The sequence below is a fragment of the Knoellia flava TL1 genome, assembly GCF_000768675.1.
Taxonomy (GTDB): Bacteria; Actinomycetota; Actinomycetes; order Actinomycetales; family Dermatophilaceae; genus Knoellia; species Knoellia flava.
Genome location: NZ_AVPI01000010.1, coordinates 29,756 through 47,695, shown reverse-complemented (window position 1 = coordinate 47,695; position 17,940 = coordinate 29,756). Strand labels below are relative to the sequence as shown.

Annotated in this window: 16 protein-coding genes; 2 read left to right on the top strand and 14 right to left on the bottom strand. The window is 71.9% G+C overall.

All coding sequences use genetic code 11. The features are described from left to right. Nucleotides 1-15: 15 nt before the first annotated feature. The 10 genes from N798_RS04680 to N798_RS04635 form a co-directional block, all read right to left on the bottom strand. Complete coding sequence (locus tag N798_RS04680) at nt 16-1,422, bottom strand: chaplin family protein (protein WP_052116921.1); 1,407 nt, start codon at nt 1,420-1,422, stop codon at nt 16-18. Nucleotides 1,423-1,520: 98 nt separating this feature from the next. After that, nucleotides 1,521-2,321: a hypothetical protein gene (locus N798_RS04675; protein WP_156971618.1), complete on the bottom strand. Its 801-nt coding sequence runs from the start codon at nt 2,319-2,321 to the stop codon at nt 1,521-1,523. A gap of 340 nt (nt 2,322-2,661) precedes the next feature. Next, nucleotides 2,662-5,460, bottom strand: a complete 2,799-nt coding sequence (locus N798_RS04670) for an aconitate hydratase (RefSeq protein WP_035946646.1) — start codon at nt 5,458-5,460, stop codon at nt 2,662-2,664. A 199-nt stretch (nt 5,461-5,659) separates the two neighbouring features. Next, entirely contained in the window at nt 5,660-6,649 is a 990-nt protein-coding gene (locus N798_RS04665) for a S1C family serine protease (protein WP_198030707.1), read from the bottom strand. 25 nt (nt 6,650-6,674) lie between these two features. Continuing rightward, complete coding sequence (locus N798_RS04660; protein WP_188450493.1) at nt 6,675-7,622, bottom strand: VWA domain-containing protein; 948 nt, start codon at nt 7,620-7,622, stop codon at nt 6,675-6,677. Further along, on the bottom strand, nt 7,622-8,569 hold the full coding sequence (locus N798_RS04655) for a DUF58 domain-containing protein (protein WP_035946644.1): 948 nt from the start codon (nt 8,567-8,569) through the stop codon (nt 7,622-7,624). The genes N798_RS04660 and N798_RS04655 overlap by 1 nt, the downstream gene beginning before the upstream one ends. Continuing rightward, a complete protein-coding gene (locus tag N798_RS04650; RefSeq protein ID WP_229708876.1) occupies nt 8,562-9,653 on the bottom strand; it encodes an AAA family ATPase in 1,092 nt (363 codons plus the stop codon). Before N798_RS04650 ends, N798_RS04655 begins: the two co-directional genes overlap by 8 nt. 175 nt (nt 9,654-9,828) lie before the next feature. Beyond that, on the bottom strand, nt 9,829-10,689 hold the full coding sequence (locus N798_RS04645) for a hypothetical protein (protein WP_035946642.1): 861 nt from the start codon (nt 10,687-10,689) through the stop codon (nt 9,829-9,831). Beyond that, nucleotides 10,686-11,990, bottom strand: a complete 1,305-nt coding sequence (locus N798_RS04640; RefSeq protein WP_035946641.1) for a class I SAM-dependent RNA methyltransferase — start codon at nt 11,988-11,990, stop codon at nt 10,686-10,688. The genes N798_RS04645 and N798_RS04640 overlap by 4 nt, the downstream gene beginning before the upstream one ends. Beyond that, complete coding sequence (locus tag N798_RS04635; protein WP_084100121.1) at nt 11,987-13,948, bottom strand: APC family permease; 1,962 nt, start codon at nt 13,946-13,948, stop codon at nt 11,987-11,989. The genes N798_RS04640 and N798_RS04635 overlap by 4 nt, the downstream gene beginning before the upstream one ends. Nucleotides 13,949-14,059: 111 nt before the next feature. On the opposite strand from N798_RS04635, the gene N798_RS04630 reads away from it, so the two are divergent. Further along, on the top strand, nt 14,060-14,722 hold the full coding sequence (locus N798_RS04630) for a potassium channel family protein (protein ID WP_035946639.1): 663 nt from the start codon (nt 14,060-14,062) through the stop codon (nt 14,720-14,722). A gap of 25 nt (nt 14,723-14,747) precedes the next feature. Next, on the top strand, nt 14,748-15,434 hold the full coding sequence (locus tag N798_RS04625) for a potassium channel family protein (protein WP_035946637.1): 687 nt from the start codon (nt 14,748-14,750) through the stop codon (nt 15,432-15,434). A gap of 123 nt (nt 15,435-15,557) precedes the next feature. Here N798_RS04625 and N798_RS04620 read toward each other — a convergent pair whose 3' ends face one another. The 4 genes from N798_RS04620 to dut are packed head-to-tail and all read right to left on the bottom strand — an operon-like array spanning nt 15,558 to nt 17,897. After that, the gene (locus tag N798_RS04620) at nt 15,558-16,271 is read right to left on the bottom strand and encodes a DUF3159 domain-containing protein (protein ID WP_052116920.1); all 714 of its coding nucleotides are present in this window, start codon (nt 16,269-16,271) and stop codon (nt 15,558-15,560) included. After that, complete coding sequence (locus N798_RS04615) at nt 16,268-16,636, bottom strand: OB-fold nucleic acid binding domain-containing protein (RefSeq protein WP_035946636.1); 369 nt, start codon at nt 16,634-16,636, stop codon at nt 16,268-16,270. The genes N798_RS04620 and N798_RS04615 overlap by 4 nt, the downstream gene beginning before the upstream one ends. Beyond that, nucleotides 16,636-17,406: a DUF3710 domain-containing protein gene (locus N798_RS04610; RefSeq protein ID WP_052116919.1), complete on the bottom strand. Its 771-nt coding sequence runs from the start codon at nt 17,404-17,406 to the stop codon at nt 16,636-16,638. The genes N798_RS04615 and N798_RS04610 overlap by 1 nt, the downstream gene beginning before the upstream one ends. Then, on the bottom strand, nt 17,403-17,897 hold the full coding sequence (gene dut / locus N798_RS04605) for a dUTP diphosphatase (RefSeq protein WP_035946635.1): 495 nt from the start codon (nt 17,895-17,897) through the stop codon (nt 17,403-17,405). Before dut ends, N798_RS04610 begins: the two co-directional genes overlap by 4 nt. Between the last annotated feature and the right edge of the window lie 43 nt (nt 17,898-17,940).

Genomic DNA, 17,940 nt, shown 5'->3' with positions numbered 1-17,940 from the left:
GAGCCTCCGCTCGACTCAGCCCTGCGCCACCTCCGCGAGCCGGCGGCGGGACGCACCGGAGAGGAGACCGCCGAGCAGGAGAAGGGCGAGGGCGGACCCGACGAGGACGGTGACATCGGCCCCCGTCTGGGCGAGCTCACCCATCGAGCCGTCCGCGGCGACTGTCGTGATCGACGTCCGGGTCGGGCCGTTGCTGCGGCTCGCGCCCTGGTCGTCACCACGGTCGCCCGTGTCTCCCGGGTCCGCGGGGTTGCCCGGCTCGGTCGGCACTCCGGGGTCGGTCGGCTCTCCGGGGGTTCCCGGGTCGGTCGGCTCTCCCGGGGTTCCGGGGTCCGTCGGCTCTCCCGGGGTTCCGGGGTCCGTCGGTTCGGTCGGAGTCGTCGGGTCGGAGGGCGTCGTCGAGCCCTCTGTCGTGGCGTCGCCGACGACGGACACGGCGTTGCCGCCGATCGTCACAGGAGCGGCGACCGGCAGGTCCACCTGATTGCCCCCGCCGGTCGAGTCGTCACCGGAGGTGCCCGGCTGGCTGGTGCTTCCACCGGTCGAGGGCGCGGACGTGTCGGAGCCTGTGCTCGTCGCGTCACCGATGACGGAGACGGCGTTGCCACCGGCGGTCACCGGAGCAGTCACCGGCGCGCTCACCTGGTTCCCACCCACGGCCGAGTCCTCACCCGAGGTCTCACCCGCAGCCGAACCACCGCTCGTGCCACCGGACGACGAGCCGGCGTCCGAACCCGACGAGGACGAGTCACCGATCACCGACACGGCGTTGCCACCGGCGGTCACCGGAGCAGTCACCGGCGCGCTCACCTGGTTCCCACCCACGGCCGAGTCCTCACCCGAGGTCTCACCAGCAGCGGTCGAACCACCGCTCGTGCCACCGCTCGACGAGTCGGCGTCCGAACCCGACGACGACGAGTCGCCGATCACCGACACGGCGTTGCCGCCGGCCGTCACCGGAGCCGTGACCGGAGCGGTCACCTGGTTCCCACCCGCAACCGAGTCCTCACCCGAGGTCTCACCCGCAGCCGAACCACCGCTCGCGCCACCGGACGACGAGCTTGACTCCGAACCCGACGAGGACGAGTCCCCGAGCACAGAGACCGAGTTCCCGCTCACCGTGACGGGCACCGACACCGGCGCCGAGGCCTGGTTCCCTCCGGCCGCCGAGTCCTCACCCGACGTCGACGAGGCAGCGCCACCGCCACCACCGGTCGACGAGCCGGCGTCCGAACCCGACGAGGACGAGTCCCCGACCACGGAGACCGAGTTCCCGCTCACCGTCACCGGCACCGACACCGGTGCCACCACTTGGTTGCCGCCGAGCAGGCTCTGCGAGCCCGTCGTGTCGTCGGCCTGTGCCTGGGCGGAGAAGAGAACCCCTCCGCCGACCACGAGGGCGATCTGGAGCCCCCGTCTCATGGATACGTGCATGGTCGTTCCTTTCGAAGTTGATGCTTTGGCGCCCGCTGACGCGGGCAAGGGCTCGAACGGCGCCAAGAAGCGGCGCCGGAGCGGCATCAACCAGGTCGAGAACCCGGGTCGGCACACGGACCCGGGGCGTGGCAGAGCTGGACACTCGCCACGGAGACGGAGGCGAGCTCCGGAAGGTCGAACAGTGGCGCCATCAGGGCGCCATCGGCTCCGCCGGAGGTCGACGAACCGCCAGAGCTCGGGGCAATCGCCCCTTCAGCCACCACGCCGAGGGGTCCACCGGGCAAGCCGGCTGGAAGCCGCTCACCGGATGAACGGACCCCGTGCCCGGGCGTCATCTCCGGCGCGGGCTTGGTCCCAGAGAGGTCCGACAGCACTGCGCGAGAGGAATCCTTACCCGATGACGTCTGCGCCATCACAGCCGTGGGACTCGATACCGCGGTCGTGACGGGTGCGACGGCCACCGGCTTCGCCACGGCAACGAGGTCCCGGGACGCACCCGGCGCTCCGCCGTCTGGCTCGATGACGTCGAGGACCTCATCAACGACGTCGGGGAGGCCTGGCAGAGGAGCCGGGTCAGTCGGGTCCCCGTGCGGCTCGATCGGCACGACCACCTCGACGACCTCGACCACCGGATCGACGATGGCCGCCCTCACGTGGGCGACGTCCTTCACGGTCGCGGTGATGCGAGCAGTGCTGTCGGACAACGCTTTCGACGTCGTCTCGACGGTGTCTGCCGTCGTTCGGTCCACCGCGGCGAGGGGCTTCTCGGAGACCTTCTCGACCTCGGCGACGACGGGCGAAACCACTGGCTCGAGCTCGACGACCGGCACGGCCGCGGACGTCGACACAACCCCGTCGGTGGCCTTCTCGACGACCCGCCCCACCGTCGGAGCCGACCCGGTCACGGATGACAGCAGTCCCTTGTCGTCGGCCCGGGCCGAGGTCCACGAGGCGAGGATGAACGCGACTCCCATGAAGACGGCGCAGAGCAGGAGCCGGACCGAACTGACACGTCGGGACCACAAGGTCATCGGTTCCACCCCCCAGCCGAACTAGTACGGGACCGTTAACACCACCAAAGCGCAGGTCAGGGTCCCAGAACACCCCCCGAACGGGTGGTTTTCCGGAAGCCTGAGCACGAGACCCGCCCACCCGGGAACGCGAGACGCCGGTATGCCGTGAGGTCACGGCATACCGGCGTCGTCGTCTGTGCGACGGGTCTCGCTACTTCACGAGCGAGCGGAGGACGTACTGGAGGATGCCACCGTTGCGGTAGTAGTCGGCCTCACCGGGGGTGTCGATGCGCAGGACCGCGTCGAACTCGACGGTCTCGGCGCCGTCCTTGGTGGCGACGACCTTGACCGTCTTCGGCGTGCGGCCCTCGTTGAGCTCGGTGACACCGGTGATCGAGAAGGTCTCGGTGCCATCGAGTCCGAGCGACTCGGCGTTCTGGCCCTCCGGGAACTGCAGCGGGAGGACACCCATGCCGATGAGGTTGGAGCGGTGGATGCGCTCGTAGCTCTCGGTGATGACGGCGCGGACGCCGAGGAGCGCGGTGCCCTTGGCCGCCCAGTCGCGCGACGAGCCGGAGCCGTACTCCTTGCCCGCGAGGATGACGAGGGGCGTCCCCTGCGCCTGGTAGTTCGCCGAGGCGTCGAAGATCGTGCTCTGCTCGCCGCCCTGGGTGAAGTCGCGGGTGAAGCCGCCCTCGACCCCGTCGAGCAGGAGGTTCTTGAGGCGAATGTTGGCGAATGTGCCGCGGATCATGACCTCGTGGTTGCCGCGACGCGAGCCGTAGGAGTTGAAGTCCTTGCGCTCGACGCCGTGGTCGGCGAGGTACTTGCCTGCGGGGCTGTCGGTCTTGATGGCACCGGCCGGGCTGATGTGGTCGGTGGTCACCGAGTCGCCGAGCTTGGCGAGGACGCGGGCGCCCTCGATGTCGGTGACCGGCGTCGTCTCCATCTGCATGCCGTCGAAGTACGGGGGCTTGCGGACGTAGGTCGAGTCGGCGTCCCAGTCGAAGGTGTTGCCCTCCGGCGTGGGCAGGCCCTGCCAGCGCTCGTCGCCGGCGAAGACGTCGGCGTAGTCGTCGGTGAAGAGCTTCTGGCTGATCGCACCGGCGATGGTGGCCTCGACGTCGCTCGGGCTCGGCCAGATGTCCTTGAGGAAGACCTCGTTGCCGTCGGTGTCGGTGCCGAGCGAGTCGGTGTCGAAGTCGAAGTCCATCGTCCCGGCGAGGGCGTAGGCGATGACGAGCGGCGGCGACGCGAGGTAGTTCATCTTGACGTCGGGGTTGATGCGGCCCTCGAAGTTGCGGTTGCCCGAGAGGACCGAGACGACGGCGAGGTCGTTGTCGTTGACCGCCTTGCTCACCTCGTCGATGATCGGGCCCGAGTTGCCGATGCACGTCGTGCAGCCGTAGCCGACGAGGTGGAAGCCGAGCTTCTCGAGGTAGGGCCACATGCCTGCCTTCTCGTAGTAGCCCGTGACGACCTTGGAGCCGGGAGCCATCGACGTCTTGACCCAGGGCGCCACGGTCAGACCGCGCTCGACGGCGTTCTTGGCAAGCATCGCGGCCGCCATCATCACCGACGGGTTCGAGGTGTTGGTGCACGACGTGATGGAGGCGATGGCGACGATGCCGTGGTCGACCTCGGTGGCCTGCCCGTTGATCGTGATCGGGACCTTGCGGGTCGGGCGGTCGCCGCCGCTACCCTCCTCGGCCGGCTTGTCGCCACCGTTCTGGCCGTCGGGCGAGCCTTGGGGCGTCGGGTCGCTCGCCGGGAACGAGCTCGCCGTGCCGTCGTCTCCCTCGTGGTGCGAGACGTAGGTCGGCAGCACCTTGCGGAAGGACTCCTTGGCGTCGGTGAGCGCGATGCGGTCCTGCGGGCGCTTCGGGCCGGCGATCGACGGGACGACCGTCGACAGGTCGAGCTCGAGCCGCTCGGAGTAGCGCGCCTCGGGCTGGTCGGGGCCGGCGTTGAGCCACAGGCCCTGCTCCTTGGCGTAGGCCTCGACGAGGGCCACCGACTCCTCGGAGCGTCCGGTGAGGCGGAGGTACTCGAGCGTCACGTCGTCGATCGGGAAGATCGCGCAGGTCGAGCCGAACTCGGGGCTCATGTTGCCGATCGTGGCGCGGTTGGCCAGCGGGACGGCGGAGACGCCCTCGCCGTAGAACTCGACGAACTTGCCGACGACGCCGTGCTTGCGCAGCATCTCGGTGATCGTGAGGACGACGTCGGTCGCCGTGGCGCCCTGGGGCACGGACCCGGAGAGCTTGAACCCGACGACGCGCGGGATGAGCATCGAGACGGGCTGGCCGAGCATGGCCGCCTCGGCCTCGATGCCGCCGACGCCCCAGCCGAGGACGCCGAGGCCGTTGACCATCGTCGTGTGGCTGTCGGTGCCGACGCAGGTGTCGGGGTAGGCGACGGTGCGACCGTCGACCTCGCGGGTCATGACTGTGCGCGCGAGGTGCTCGATGTTGACCTGGTGCACGATGCCGGTGCCCGGGGGGACGACCTTGAAGTCGTCGAACGCCGTCTGGCCCCAGCGCAGGAACTTGTAGCGCTCGTTGTTGCGCTGGTACTCGATCTCGACGTTGCGCTCGAAGGCGTCCTGGCGACCGAAGACGTCGATGATGACCGAGTGGTCGATGACGAGCTCGGCCGGCGCGAGCGGGTTGATCTTCTCGGGGTTGCCGCCGAGGTCGGCGACGGCCTCGCGCATCGTGGCAAGGTCGACGACGCAGGGCACGCCGGTGAAGTCCTGCATGATGACGCGACCCGGCGTGAACTGGATCTCGGTGTCGGGCTGGGCGTTCTCGTCCCAGCCGCCGAGCGCGCGGATGTGGTCGGCCGTGATGTTGGCGCCGTCCTCGGTGCGCAGCAGGTTCTCGAGGAGAACCTTGAGGCTGTAGGGAAGCGTCTCGCTGCCCTCGACCGCCGCCAGGCGGTAGATGTCGTAGGCCTTGTCGCCCACCTGGAGTTCGCCGTGTGCCTTGAAGCTGTCAGTGCTCGTCACGAGCCTGCTCCTTCCGCGCGTCATCGCGTGTGTCGGTCCACCTGATTTATCTTGACGTCAAGATACTAGGCCGGAGGTCGTCGTGTCCAACCCTCCCACGTCGGCGCGGACGGTGGAACAGGAGGAACCGTCGCCTCGCGCACGACCCACCCGACCACGTGGCGTATGCCGTCCGCCCACCACCGCGTATGCCGTCCGCTCACCCGTCGATGATGTCCTCGGCCACGGCGACCGCCCGGTCGATGGGGACGGCGAAGCCGATGCCGATCGATCCCGCGGTGCGGCCGCCGACGGTCGCGATGGCGGTGTTGACGCCGACGACCTGGCCGTCGAGGTTGACGAGCGGGCCACCCGAGTTGCCCGGGTTGATCGAGGCGTCGGTCTGGATGACGCGCTGGCTCGCTCCCCCGCCGAGCCGGGCGTCCCGGTCGACGGCGCTGATGATCCCGCCGGTCACGGTGCCGTCGAGCCCGAGGGGCGAGCCGACCGCGATGACCGGCTGGCCGATCCGCAGTGAGCCCGACTGACCGATCCGCGCGGGTTCGAGCCCCTGCGGGTCGGTCTCGAGGACGGCGATGTCGTCCGCCTCGCTGCTGCCCATGACCCGGGCCCCGACGAGGCGGCCGTCCGCGAGCTGCAGCGTCACGGCCGTCGCGTCGTCGATGACGTGGTGGTTGGTCATGACGTGCCCGCGGTCGTCCAGCACGAAGCCGGATCCGGTCGTGCCGCCTGCGCGCACCTGGACGACGCTCGGGAGGATCGCCTGCGCCGCGCCTTCTTCGGTGCCGCCGCCGGAGGCCGGGGTGCGGGCAGAGGGTCGCTCGACGGCGATGCGCGACGACGGCGGGGCATCGTCGTCGCCCAGCAGGAGCGCAGCACCGGTGCCCGCGACTCCCCCGCTCAGTGCTGCGACGAGGAGCAGCGTGGGCAGGCGCGGGCCACGCCGCTCGCCGTCGGACGGGTCCGTGGTGACGTCGACGGGTTCGGCCGGCCGCGGACCCAGCGGCGAGGGCAGGCCACGTCGGAGGAAGTCGGGTCCGGCCGGCTCACCGAGACCGCGCCAGTCGTCCGACGGGACCGGCAGCGGGGGTGGTGCGAACAGCGGCGGAGGCCGGGGCGGGGCCGGGGGCGGGGGCGCGTCCCATCGCTCGGGTGGAGGTGTCGTCGACGGGTGCGTCATCGCTGCCATCGCCTCTCTGCTGCTCGAGGACTGCTCACGGGAGCCGCGCGAACCAGCGCAGTGACATGGCGCCGGCGGCAAGGCCGAGGAGGAACCCGGCGGCCGAGAGGTAGGGGGTGATCTCGCGTGGTTCGGTGCGCCACCCGATCGAGGACCCGATGTCGTCGTAGACCTCGGCGAGCTCGTCGCCGCTCTCCGCGGTGTAGGCCTGGCCCCCCGTGTCCTCGGCGAGGGCGGCGAGGGCCGCGACGTCCACCGGGACGGGGACGATGTTGCCCTGGATCTCGACCGTCCCGTCCTGGGTGCCGTAGGCGATCGTCGACACCGGCACCGCGGCCTCGGTGGCCGCGACAGCAGCCTCGTCGGGGCTGCGCCCGGTCGTGTTCGTGCCGTCGGAGAGCAGGACGATCCGAGCCGGGACGTCGACGTCCTCCTCGCCCCTGGCCATGGCGGCGACCTGGTCGAGCGAGGTGAAGACGGCCTCGCCGATGGCGGTGCTGTTGGCCATCGGCAGGCCCTCGAGGGCGGCGGCCACGGCCTCGTGGTCGGTCGTCGGGGTGGCGACGACCGACGTCGCCCCGGAGAAGGTCACGAGCCCGACGTTGAACGTCTCGGGCAGGCTCTCGATGAACGCGGCCGCTGCCTGACGGGCGGCCTCCATCCGCGATGGCTCGACGTCGGTGGCCTCCATCGAGCGCGAGACGTCGATGGCGACGATAAGGGTGGCCCTCTCGTGCGGCACCCGGACGTCGATGACGGGCCGGGCGGCGGCGAGGGCCAGCGCGGCGAGCGCGAGGACGAACGCCGCGGCGGGGGCGTGCCGCCGCCATCCGGGTTGCTCGGGGGCCACCTTCTCGAGGAGCGGCAGGGAGGCGAAGCGGACGGCATACCGGCGTCGTCGACGCTGGAGCACGACGTAGGTGACGGCGAGCGCGAGGAGGGGAAGGAGCAGCAGGAGCCAGAGCGGGGCGAGCAGGTCCATCAGCGCGCCCTCCGGTCGACCCGGCGCGTGCGACGCCGCGAGAGGATGTAGCGGGCGAGGTCGCGGACCCAGTCCGAGTCGGTGCGCACGACGACGTGCCCGGCGCCGACGGCCCGCACCGCGTCGGCGACGGCGGCCCGGTGGGCGGAGGCCAGCTCGGCGTAGCGCCGACGGACGGTCGGGCTCGTGTGGACCTCGCGCGCCCGTCCCGACTCCGGGTCGCGCAGGACGACGAGGCCGAGGTCGGGCAGCTCGAGCTCGCGGGGGTCGAGGACCTCGATGACGACGACGTCGTGCCTCGCCGACAGCCGGCGCAGCGCCGGCTCCCACGCGAACGGCCGCTCGTGCGCCCCCTCCGGGTCGACGAAGTCGCTCACGACGACGCGCAGCCCCGGTCGCCGGTGACGCCGCTCGAGCGCCCCGACGGCCTCGCCCAGCGTTGTCGGGTCGACCTGGCGTTCGGCACGCGCCGCCCCCGCCACCGAGCGCAGGGTGCGGCGGGCGCTCACCCGACCCGGCAGGGGCGCGTCCCACTCGAGCCCCTTGGGCGTGAGGTGGGCGACGCCGACCCGGTTGCCCGGCCCGTCGGTGAGCAGGCCGACCGACGCCGCGACGAGGGCGGCGACGTCGCGCTTCTCGGACAGGGCCGTCCCGAAGTCCATGCTCGGCGTCTCGTCGACGAGGACCCACGTGTCGAGCTCGTGCTCGGCCAGCGGGCGCCAGACGTGCGCGTCACCGGTGCGCGCGGTGACGTTCCAGTCCATGCGGCGCACGTCGTCCTCGCCGGGGCGGTAGCGCACGACCTCCTCGGGCTCCGAGCCAGCACCGAGCCGCATGCCCGACCGGTCGCCCTGGAGCAGGCCGTTGAGGCGACGACGCACGACGAGGTCGAGGGACCGGAAGGCCCGGTCCCCGTCCCGCGGGAGGTCGCGCAGCGGCTCAGACATGACCGGGTGGCCCCGTCCTCGCGTGGTCGTGCGATGGCGCCCGGTCGTGCTGGCCCGGCGCCACCTCGGGCACGGGGACGGCTGCGAGGACGGCGCCGACGACCGACCGCGGGTCGACACCGTCGGCCACCGCCTCGAAGGAGAGCACGACGCGGTGGGACATGACGTCGGGCGCGATGTCGGAGATGTCGCCGGGCAGGACGTAGTCGCGTCCTCGCAGCAGGGCGAGGGCCCGCCCGGCAGCGACGAGGCCTAGCGTCGCGCGCGGGCTCACCCCGAAGTCGACGACGCCGTCGAGGTGGCCGAGGCCGAAGCGGTGCGGCTCGCGGGTCGCGACGACGAGCGCCACCGCGTACTGCGCGACCGCGTGGTGGACGAAGACCCTGTCGGTCGCGTGCTGGAGCTCCTCGACCTGCTCCAGCTCGAGGGTGAGCTGGGCCCGGGGCGGGTCGACGCTCATCCGCTGGAGGATCGTCAGCTCCTCGACGTCGCTCGGGTAGTCGACGTCGATCTTGAGGAGGAAGCGGTCACGCTGGGCCTCGGGCAGCTGGTAGACACCTTCGGACTCGATCGGGTTCTGCGTTGCGAGCACGAGGAAGGGTCGCGGCAGCGGGAAGGTCGTCCCGCCGATCGTCACCTGGCGCTCGGCCATCGCCTCGAGCAGCGCCGACTGGACCTTTGCCGGTGCCCGGTTGATCTCGTCGGCGAGGACGAGGTTGGCGAAGATCGGTCCGCGCTCGGTGTCGAAGGCGTCGGTCGACGGCCGCCAGACCCGCGTCCCGGTGATGTCGCCCGGCATGAGGTCGGGCGTGAACTGCAGCCGGGCGAAGGTCCCGCCGATGGCGTCGGCGAGGGTGCGGACGGCGAGCGTCTTGGCCACGCCGGGCACCCCCTCGAGCAGGACGTGACCGCGGGCGAGCAGCCCCACGAGCATCCGCTCGACCATGCGGTCCTGGCCGACGACGACCTTCTTGACCTCGAAGAGGGTGCGCTCGAGGTCGGCCGCACCCACGCGGGGGCGCCCGGAGTGCTCGTCCCGGCGCGGATGCACGGTCCCGTGCGTGTGGTCGGCGTGGTGGCTCAAGGAGTCCTCCAGGGAAAAGGTGCGCGAGGTGGGCGGCACGCGGCAGGGGCTGGACTGCGCCCACCCCTCAAGAGTGCGCGACAAACCGCCGCCCGAAGGTGGGAAAAGGCTGTGAAAGACCATGGGTCGCCGAACGGCAGCGGCGGAGCGCGCCTCGGCTGCGCCGACGATCAGGTCAGGCGCGGGCCAGGCTCATCCGGTAGTGCAGGCGCAGGGCGCGGGCCCGCCCCACTCGCAGCTCGTGGTCGGTGCGCAGCTCGCCGGCGTCGTCGACGTGCACGACGAACTCCTCTGAGATCGGCGTGCGTGCCGCCCACGCTCGCCCGCCCGGGCCGTGCACGACGACGTAGGCACCGTCTCCCCCGAACGCGCGGCTCGCCGACGACAGCACGAGTGCGCCGTCCGGGCGGATGTCGGGCCGCAGGAACACCTGGACGTTGCCCTTCTCGAGCGGGAAGGTGACGTGCATGCTCGGCCGGTCGGCACCGGGAAGGGAGCGGACGGCATACGCACCGCTGAAGAGGAACTGGCCGGTGCGGCGGAGGCGACGCAGCCACGCGGCGGCGACCTGACGGCCGTCCCGGTCGAGGATCCCAACGATCTCGCTGTCGATGCCGTGGCTCACGTCGAGCGGCTGCACCGGCAGCGCGAGCTGTTGGAGCCGGCGGCCGAAGAGGTGCTCGACGAGCATCCCGCCGGGCTGGAAGAGCGGCGACCAGCTCGACCACGCGTCCATGGTCCAGCGGTCGGTGTGCTCGTAGAAGTCGCGGACCTGCGGGTCGAGGGAGGCCGTGTCGAGCCCGGGGCCGTCGAGCACCGACAGGTTCGGCACGAGACCACGCTCCCCGCCTCGCTCGACGCTCCCCCCGACCGCCGCCGCTGCGGCGTCGAGCCACGACGGCCCGATGACCCCTGCCCCGACCGCCGGGGCGCGCAGCCAGGCGTGCTCGCCGTCGAGGTCGACGCTGCGACCGACCGTGCGCCAGAACGCGCGGGTCCCGGCGTCGAGGACGCGGAACGCCGCGTCGGAGCTCACCCCGCCGGCCGCTCGAAGATCGCGACGCACTCGACGTGGTGCGTCATCGGGAAGGCGTCGAACGCGCGGAGCGAGGTGAGCGCGTAGCCGCGCTCGAGAAGGTATGCCGTGTCCCGCGCCATCGCTGCCGGGTCGCAGGCGACGTAGGCGAGAGCCCGCGGCGACAGCGCGACGACGGCGTCGACGACCGCCTTGCCCGCACCGGTGCGTGGCGGGTCGAGGACGACGACGTCGGCCGAGGGTGGCAGGTCGCTGTGCGGTCGGCGCGGGGCACCGCGTCGGCGGCCCCGGCGGGACCCCGCGACGCGGCCGGTGGACTCGACGCCGAAGACGTGGTCGACCCGGCCCTGGACGTAGTGGACCCACGGCGTGGGCTCGACGTTGATCCGGGCCTGCGCGACGGCGGTGGCGTCGAACTCGACCGCGACCACCTGGCCGGCGGGGCCGACGGCCGCGGCCAAGGCGGACGCGAAGACACCGACGCCGGCATAGAGGTCGAGGCATCGCTCCCCCTCGCGGGGCTGGAGCCCGTCGATCACGGCGTCGACGAAGGTGGCCGCCGCCCCGGGGTGGACCTGCCAGAAACCACGCGCGCTCACGTCGAACTGACGCGAGAGGGCCTGTGCCGCAATCGTCTCGGTGACGACGGGCACCTCGGTCTCATCCGACGGCACGCGCACGACGACCGCCGGACCCTCAGACGGCGCGACGACGTCGACGACCTTCTCCCCGGCCCAGTTCCCCTGCAGCACACCGGTTCCGATGACCCGCTCGCCCGCGATGAGGCAGTCGACGACCGGCAGCACGTCGTGGCTGCGGTGACGTCGCATGCCCGCCCGCCCCGCGCCGTCGACCGCGAACTCGGTGCGGGTCCGCCAGCGCAGACCGTCCACGTCGCCGGGCACCGGCTCGACGACGACCTCACGGTCGACGTGGGCGAGCCGTCGCAGCTGCTCCTCGACGACTGCCGCCTTGAGGCGGCGCTGCTCCGGGAGGGCGACGTGCTGGAAGTCGCAGCCGCCGCAGAGTCCGGGGCCGGCATACGGGCAGGGAGGCGTGACGCGCTCGGGTGAGGCGTCGAGCACCTCGACGGCGTCGGCGCGCAGGAAGCGGTCGCCGGAGCCGCCCTCGGTGACGCGGGCGCGCACCCGCTCGCCGGGGATGGCGTGGCGGACGAAGAGAACCCGGCCCTCGTGGCGCGCGACGACGAAACCGCCGTGGGCGATCGACCCCGCCTCGACCTCGACCACGTCGCCGACGGCGAGGTCGTCAGCGGGCACGGGTGCGTTCGGGTCGCTCATCCCTCGCCGCGCCGGACGTCGCCGGCGACCGGACCGTCGAGGCGCTCCTCCATGCCGGCCGACGACGCGAGCTGCCACGGCACGCTCGACACCATGACGCCCGGCGTGAAGAGGAGCCGTCCCTTGAGGCGGAGCGCGCTCTGGTTGTGCAGGGCCTGCTCCCACCAGTGGCCGAGGACGTACTCGGGGATGTAGACGACGACGATGTCGCGCGGGCTGCCCGAGCGGATCGACTTGACGTAGTCGACGACGGGGCGCGTCACCTCGCGGTAGGGGCTGTCGAGCGCCTTGAGCGGCACCGGGATCTGGCGCCGGTCCCACTCTGCCTGGAGCAGCTTGGTCTCCTCGGGCTCGACGTCGACGGTGAGCGCCTCGAGGACCGAGGGCCGGGTGGCCCGGGCGTAGGCCAGCGCCCGAAGGGTCGGCTTGTGGATCTTGGAGACGAGGACGATCGCGTGGACCCGCGAGGGCAGCATCTGCTGCTTGGTGTCCGACTCCTCGACCCGCAGCTCGGCGCGCACCCGGTCGTAGTGCCGCTTGATCCGCATCATCAGCACGAAGAGGACGGCCATGGCCGCGATGGCATAACCGGCACCGTGAAGGAACTTCGTCGCCAGGACGACGAGGAGGACCAGCCCCGACATGCCGGCGCCGATGGCGTTGATGATCCGGCTGCGGTGCATCCGGGCGCGGACCTGGGCATTGCGCTCGACGGCCAGGTGGCGGTTCCAGTGCCGGATCATGCCGATCTGGCTCAGGGTGAACGACACGAAGACGCCCACGATGTAGAGCTGGATGAGCTTGGTGACCTGCGCGTCGTAGAGCGCGATGAGGGCGGCAGCCGCTCCGGCGAGGATGAGGATGCCGTTGGAGAACGCGAGGCGGTCGCCGCGGGTGTGCAGCTGGCGTGGCAGGAAGCCGTCGCGCGCGAGGATCGACCCGAGCACCGGGAACCCGTTGAAGGCCGTGTTGGCGGCGAGGAAGAGGATGAGGCCGGTGACGACGGAGACGAGGACGACGCCGGGGTGGAACCCGTCGAAGACGGCCTTGGACACCTGGCCCATCACCGTGTCCTGGACGTAGCCATCGCCCACGGGCACCCCGTCCCTCAGCAGCTGGGTCTCGGGGTCCTCGGCGATCTTGACCTCGGTCCACTGCGCCAGGGCGATCATCGAGGCGAGCATCGTGATGGCGATGCCGCCCATGAGGAGCAGGGTCGTCGCGGCGTTGCGGCTCTTGGGCTTCTGGAAAGCGGGGACGCCGTTGGAGATCGCCTCGACTCCGGTGAGCGCCGCACAGCCGGACGAGAACGCCCGCAGCAGCAGGAACGCCATCGCGGCAGTGCCGAGAGCGCCCATGCCCGGCTCGGGAGCGAGCTCGAGGGCCGCGCTCTCGGCCTTGGGCAGCGTTCCCGCCGCCTCGCGGAAGAAGCCGACGACCGCCATGCCGATGACGGTGACCATGAAGAGGTAGGTCGGGACGGCGAAGGCCTTGCCGGACTCCCGCACACCCCGCAGGTTCATCGCCGTGAGGAGCACGACGAGCGTGATCGCCGCGGCCACCTCGTGACCGCGCAGGAAGGTGAAGGCGGACGCGGCGTTCTGGATGCCTGCCGAGACCGACACGGCGACGGTGAGGACGTAGTCGACGAGCAGGGCGCTGCCGACGGTGAGCCCCGCCTTCGGGCCGAGGTTGACGCTGGCCACCTCGTAGTCCCCGCCGCCGGAGGGGTAGGCGTGGACGTTCTGCCGGTAGCTGAGGACGACGACCGCCATGACGAGGACGACCGCGAGGGCGATCTCCCACGAGTGCGTCGCGGCGAGGGCGCCTCCGGCGAGGCCGAGGGTCAGCAGGATCTCGTCCGGTGCGTAGGCGACCGACGACAGCGCGTCACTGGCGAAGACGGGAAGGGCGAGGCGCTTGGGGAGGAGGGTCTCGCCCAGGCGGTCCGAGCGCATGGCCCGGCCGAGGATGACGCGTTTGACCACGCGACCAGAGGAAGTCACGGCGCCACTCTATGCACCCGTGACGGTGCTCGCGCCATGCACGAGCCGGTGTAGCGTCGGATCGTGCATTTCGTCATCATGGGCTGCGGCCGCGTCGGTGCGTCTCTGGCCAGGGCCCTCGAGCGGGCCGGCCACGAGGTCGCCATCATCGACCAGGACGAGACCGCGTTCCGCAGGCTCGGCACCTCCTTCGAGGGTCGTCGCGTCGTCGGGGTCGGCTTCGACAGGGACACCCTGCGCGAGGCGGGGATCGCCAACGCCTACGCGTTCGCGGCGGTCTCCAGCGGTGACAACTCCAACATCCTCGCCGCGCGCGTCGCACGCGAGAAGTTCGGCGTCGAGAACGTCGTCGCCCGCATCTACGACCCCGGCCGCGCCGAGATCTACCAGCGCCTCGGCATCCCCACCGTCGCCACGGTGAAGTGGACGAGCGACCAGGTCCTGCGCCGCCTCCTGCCCCAGGGGCACGTGCCCGAGTACACCGACCCCAGCGGCCGGATCGTCATCGCCGAGATGCCGGTCAACGCGGCCTGGGTCGGGCGCCGCATCTTCGAGCTCGAGAGCGTCGTCGGCGGCCGTGTCGCCTATCTGAGCCGGCTCGGCGAGGGGATGCTCCCGAAGGCCGACACCGTCTACCAGGACGGCGACCTCGTCCACTTCTCGCTCGACCGCGACCGCCTCGCCGAGGCCGAGCGCACCCTCGACGCCGCTCCCCCGGCGCACTGACCTCACGACACCCAAGGACCAGCACATGCGCGTCGTCATCGCCGGGGCCGGGAGCGTGGGCCGCTCCATCGCCCGCGAGCTCATCCGCAACGGCCACCAGCTCCTCCTCATCGACCGCGAGGCCGACGGCGAGCGGGTCGCCAAGGTGCCCGACGCGGCCTGGCTCCAGGCCGACGCCTGCGAGCTCTCGGCGCTCACCGAGGCCGGGGTCGCCGACTGCGACGTCGTCGTCGCGGCCACCGGTGACGACAAGGCCAACCTCGTCGTGTCGCTCCTCGCCAAGACCGAGTTCGGCGTCCCGCGCACCGTCGCCCGCGTCAACAACCCCAAGAACGAGTGGATGTTCGACGAGGCCTGGGGCGTCGACGTCGCCGTCTCGACGCCGCGCCTCATGACGGCCCTCATCGAGGAGGCCGTGTCCGTCGGCGACCTCGTGCGGATCTTCGAGTTCCAGCAGGGTCACGCCGCGATGGTCGAGATGACCCTTCCGACCGGAAGCCCGTATGCCGGCACGCGCGTCGGTGACATCGCCTTCCCTCCCGACACGGTCCTCACCGGCATCATCCGCGGCGGCCACCCCATCGCACCGAGCCGCGACGACGCCCTCGAGCCGCTCGACGAGCTGCTCTTCATCACGACGACCGAGGGCGAGTCCGACCTCGAGTCGATGCTCAGCCCCGGCACCCGCCAGAAGCGCGAGATCGACGACTGACGGCAGTCGCCCACCCGGCGTACACCCGGTCTTTCCTCGACTGATTGCGCAGGAGCGACACCGCGAGACCTGTTTCGGGGCCCTGGATGTCGCTCCTGCGCAAGAAGTGCGGGTGCGTCCGGATCAGGCGTCGTCGGAGGCCGGCTCGGTGTCGGGAGCCAGGACCTCCTGCGGGGTGCTCCCCCGCATGAGCAGCCAGCCCATGACCGCCACCCCGGCGATCCACAGCGGCCAGCCGAGGACGATCTTGGCGACACCGAGCGCCTCGACCTGCGCGGCGAGGTAGAGCGGGACCTGGATCGAGAGGCGCACGGCATACAGCGCGACGAGGACCCAGGTGAGACGCGAGCAGACCCGGACCATGCCGGGGTCGCGACGCCACGCGAAGGGGTCCTCCGCGGCCCGCGGGTCGCCGGCGCCGACGAGGAAGCCGACGACCGGCCACCGAGCGAAGATCGAGACGACGGTCCCGACGAGGTAGGCGCCCGAGAGCAGCATGCCGGGCAGGAACGCGTCCTCGGCCTTGCCGCTGCGCATCGCGAAGAAGGCCGCGATGGCGGTCGCGAAGACGGCGCCGAGGACGTGCTGGAGGCTGGAGCGCTGGACGAGCCGCGCCACGGCGAGGACGAGTGCGACGCCGACGGCGGACCAGACGGCGAGCTTGAGGTCCTGTCGCCAGCTCCACAGCGCGATGAACGCGACGGTCGGGAGCGCGGTCTCGATGGACCCGCGCCAGCCGCCGAGCGCGTGCGAGAGGCGGTGCCGGATGAGCTGCTCGACCGTCTCCGCGGCCGCGCGGTCGGTCGGCGTCACCTCGGGGGTCACGTCTCGGCTCACTTGGTCGGCACGATCTGGTAGGTCGGGTTGAAGATCGTCGGCTGGCCCTTGACCTTGGCGATCCGGCCCTCAGCGGTGAGGAAGACACCGGGGTCGATGCCCGCGATGTGGCGCCGGCCCACCCAGACGAGGTTGACCGAGCGCTCGCCGTCGAAGAGCTCGGCGACGAGGACCGGGACGCTCTGGCGCGGCGGGATGGTGATGCACCGGACGCAGCCGGCCACGGTCGCCGGGCGGCGCTCGACGAGCTCGCCGGCACAGGCCACGGCCGCGCCCGGGTCGGACAGGGTGCGCTCGCGGATCTCGGCCGCCTCGAGCTGGGACTCGGTGCGGGCGAGGTCGCGGATGCGCTCCTTGAGGCCCATCACCTCACCTCGGTGATCTCGGGTCCGCGCTCGAAGGGATTGAGCTCATCGGTCGAGGTCGGGCCCTCGGCGCCGGGGACGCCGGGCATCGGGGTGGCCTCCTCCTGCGGGAGGCGCAGCGGCAGCAGCTCGCGCGGTGCCATGGGGTCGCTGCCGCGCACGACGACCGTCTCGCGGAAGACGTCGAGCAGCGGCGCGGCCGCGTCGTCGTCGATGGCGCCGCGACCGGAGACGACGCCGCGCAGGAACCAGCGCGGGCCGTCGACGCCGAGGAAGCGCGCCGGGGCGAAGACCGTGCGGCCGTCGGGGCCGGCGCTGGGCATGCGGGTGCGCAGCTCGGTGCCGAGCGGGCCGTCCTCGAGGTCCGCGGTGCCGCCCTGGGTCTCGATGGCGGCCGCGATCTCGGCACGGATGTCGGCCCACACCCCGCCGGAGCGGGGAGCCGCGAACGCCTGCATCTGGAGGGCGGACTCGCCGAGCACCGCCGTCGCGGCGATGACGTGCTGCTGCTCCTGGTCGATCTCGAGGCGGAGCTCCATTCCCTCCGCGCCGCGGATGCGCAGCGCGCCCAGGTCGAGCCGGCCATCGTCGTCCTCCACCTCGGTGGCGTCGAACGGTCCGGCGCTCCGGTCGACCGGCGCGTCCGGGGTCACCTCGGGCGCGTCGTCGGTCTCGACGTCCTCGGCGCCGTCGACGGCGTCGAGCTCCGTGTCGGTCCCGGGCTCTGCTGCGGTCTCCGCATCGGCCTTGCGCCGGCGAAAGATGCTCACTGCGTGGTCACTTCCTCGAGGTTGGGCGGGGGCGTCGTGCCGAATCCCCCGGTGGATCCATGTCCAGTGTCCCCCCGGACGCTGTCCGGGAGCGAGTCGGCCTCGGAGAACTCGGCGTGCGCGTACTCCTGGACGACGAGCTGCGCGATCCGGTCGCCCACGGAGACGGTGAACGGCTCGCGCGGGTCGAGGTTGACGAGGTTGACGAGGATCTCGCCGCGGTAGCCGGAGTCGACCGTGCCGGGGGCGTTGACGACCGTGACACCGTGCCGCGCGGCGAGGCCGGACCGCGGGTGGACGAGGCCGACGATGCCCGGCGGGAGCGCGACGGCGATCCCGGTCGGGACGAGCGCGCGCTCGCCCGGTGCGAGGGTCACCTCGGTCACCGCGGTGAGGTCGGCGCCGGCGTCCCCCTCGGACGCGTATGCCGGGACGCGGGCCTCCGGGACGAGCCGCCGGAAGGCGACCGGAATGCGAGAAGGGCCAGTCACGGGGACTGACCCTATCTCGCGCAGCGGCCCTCGCGGACCGCCG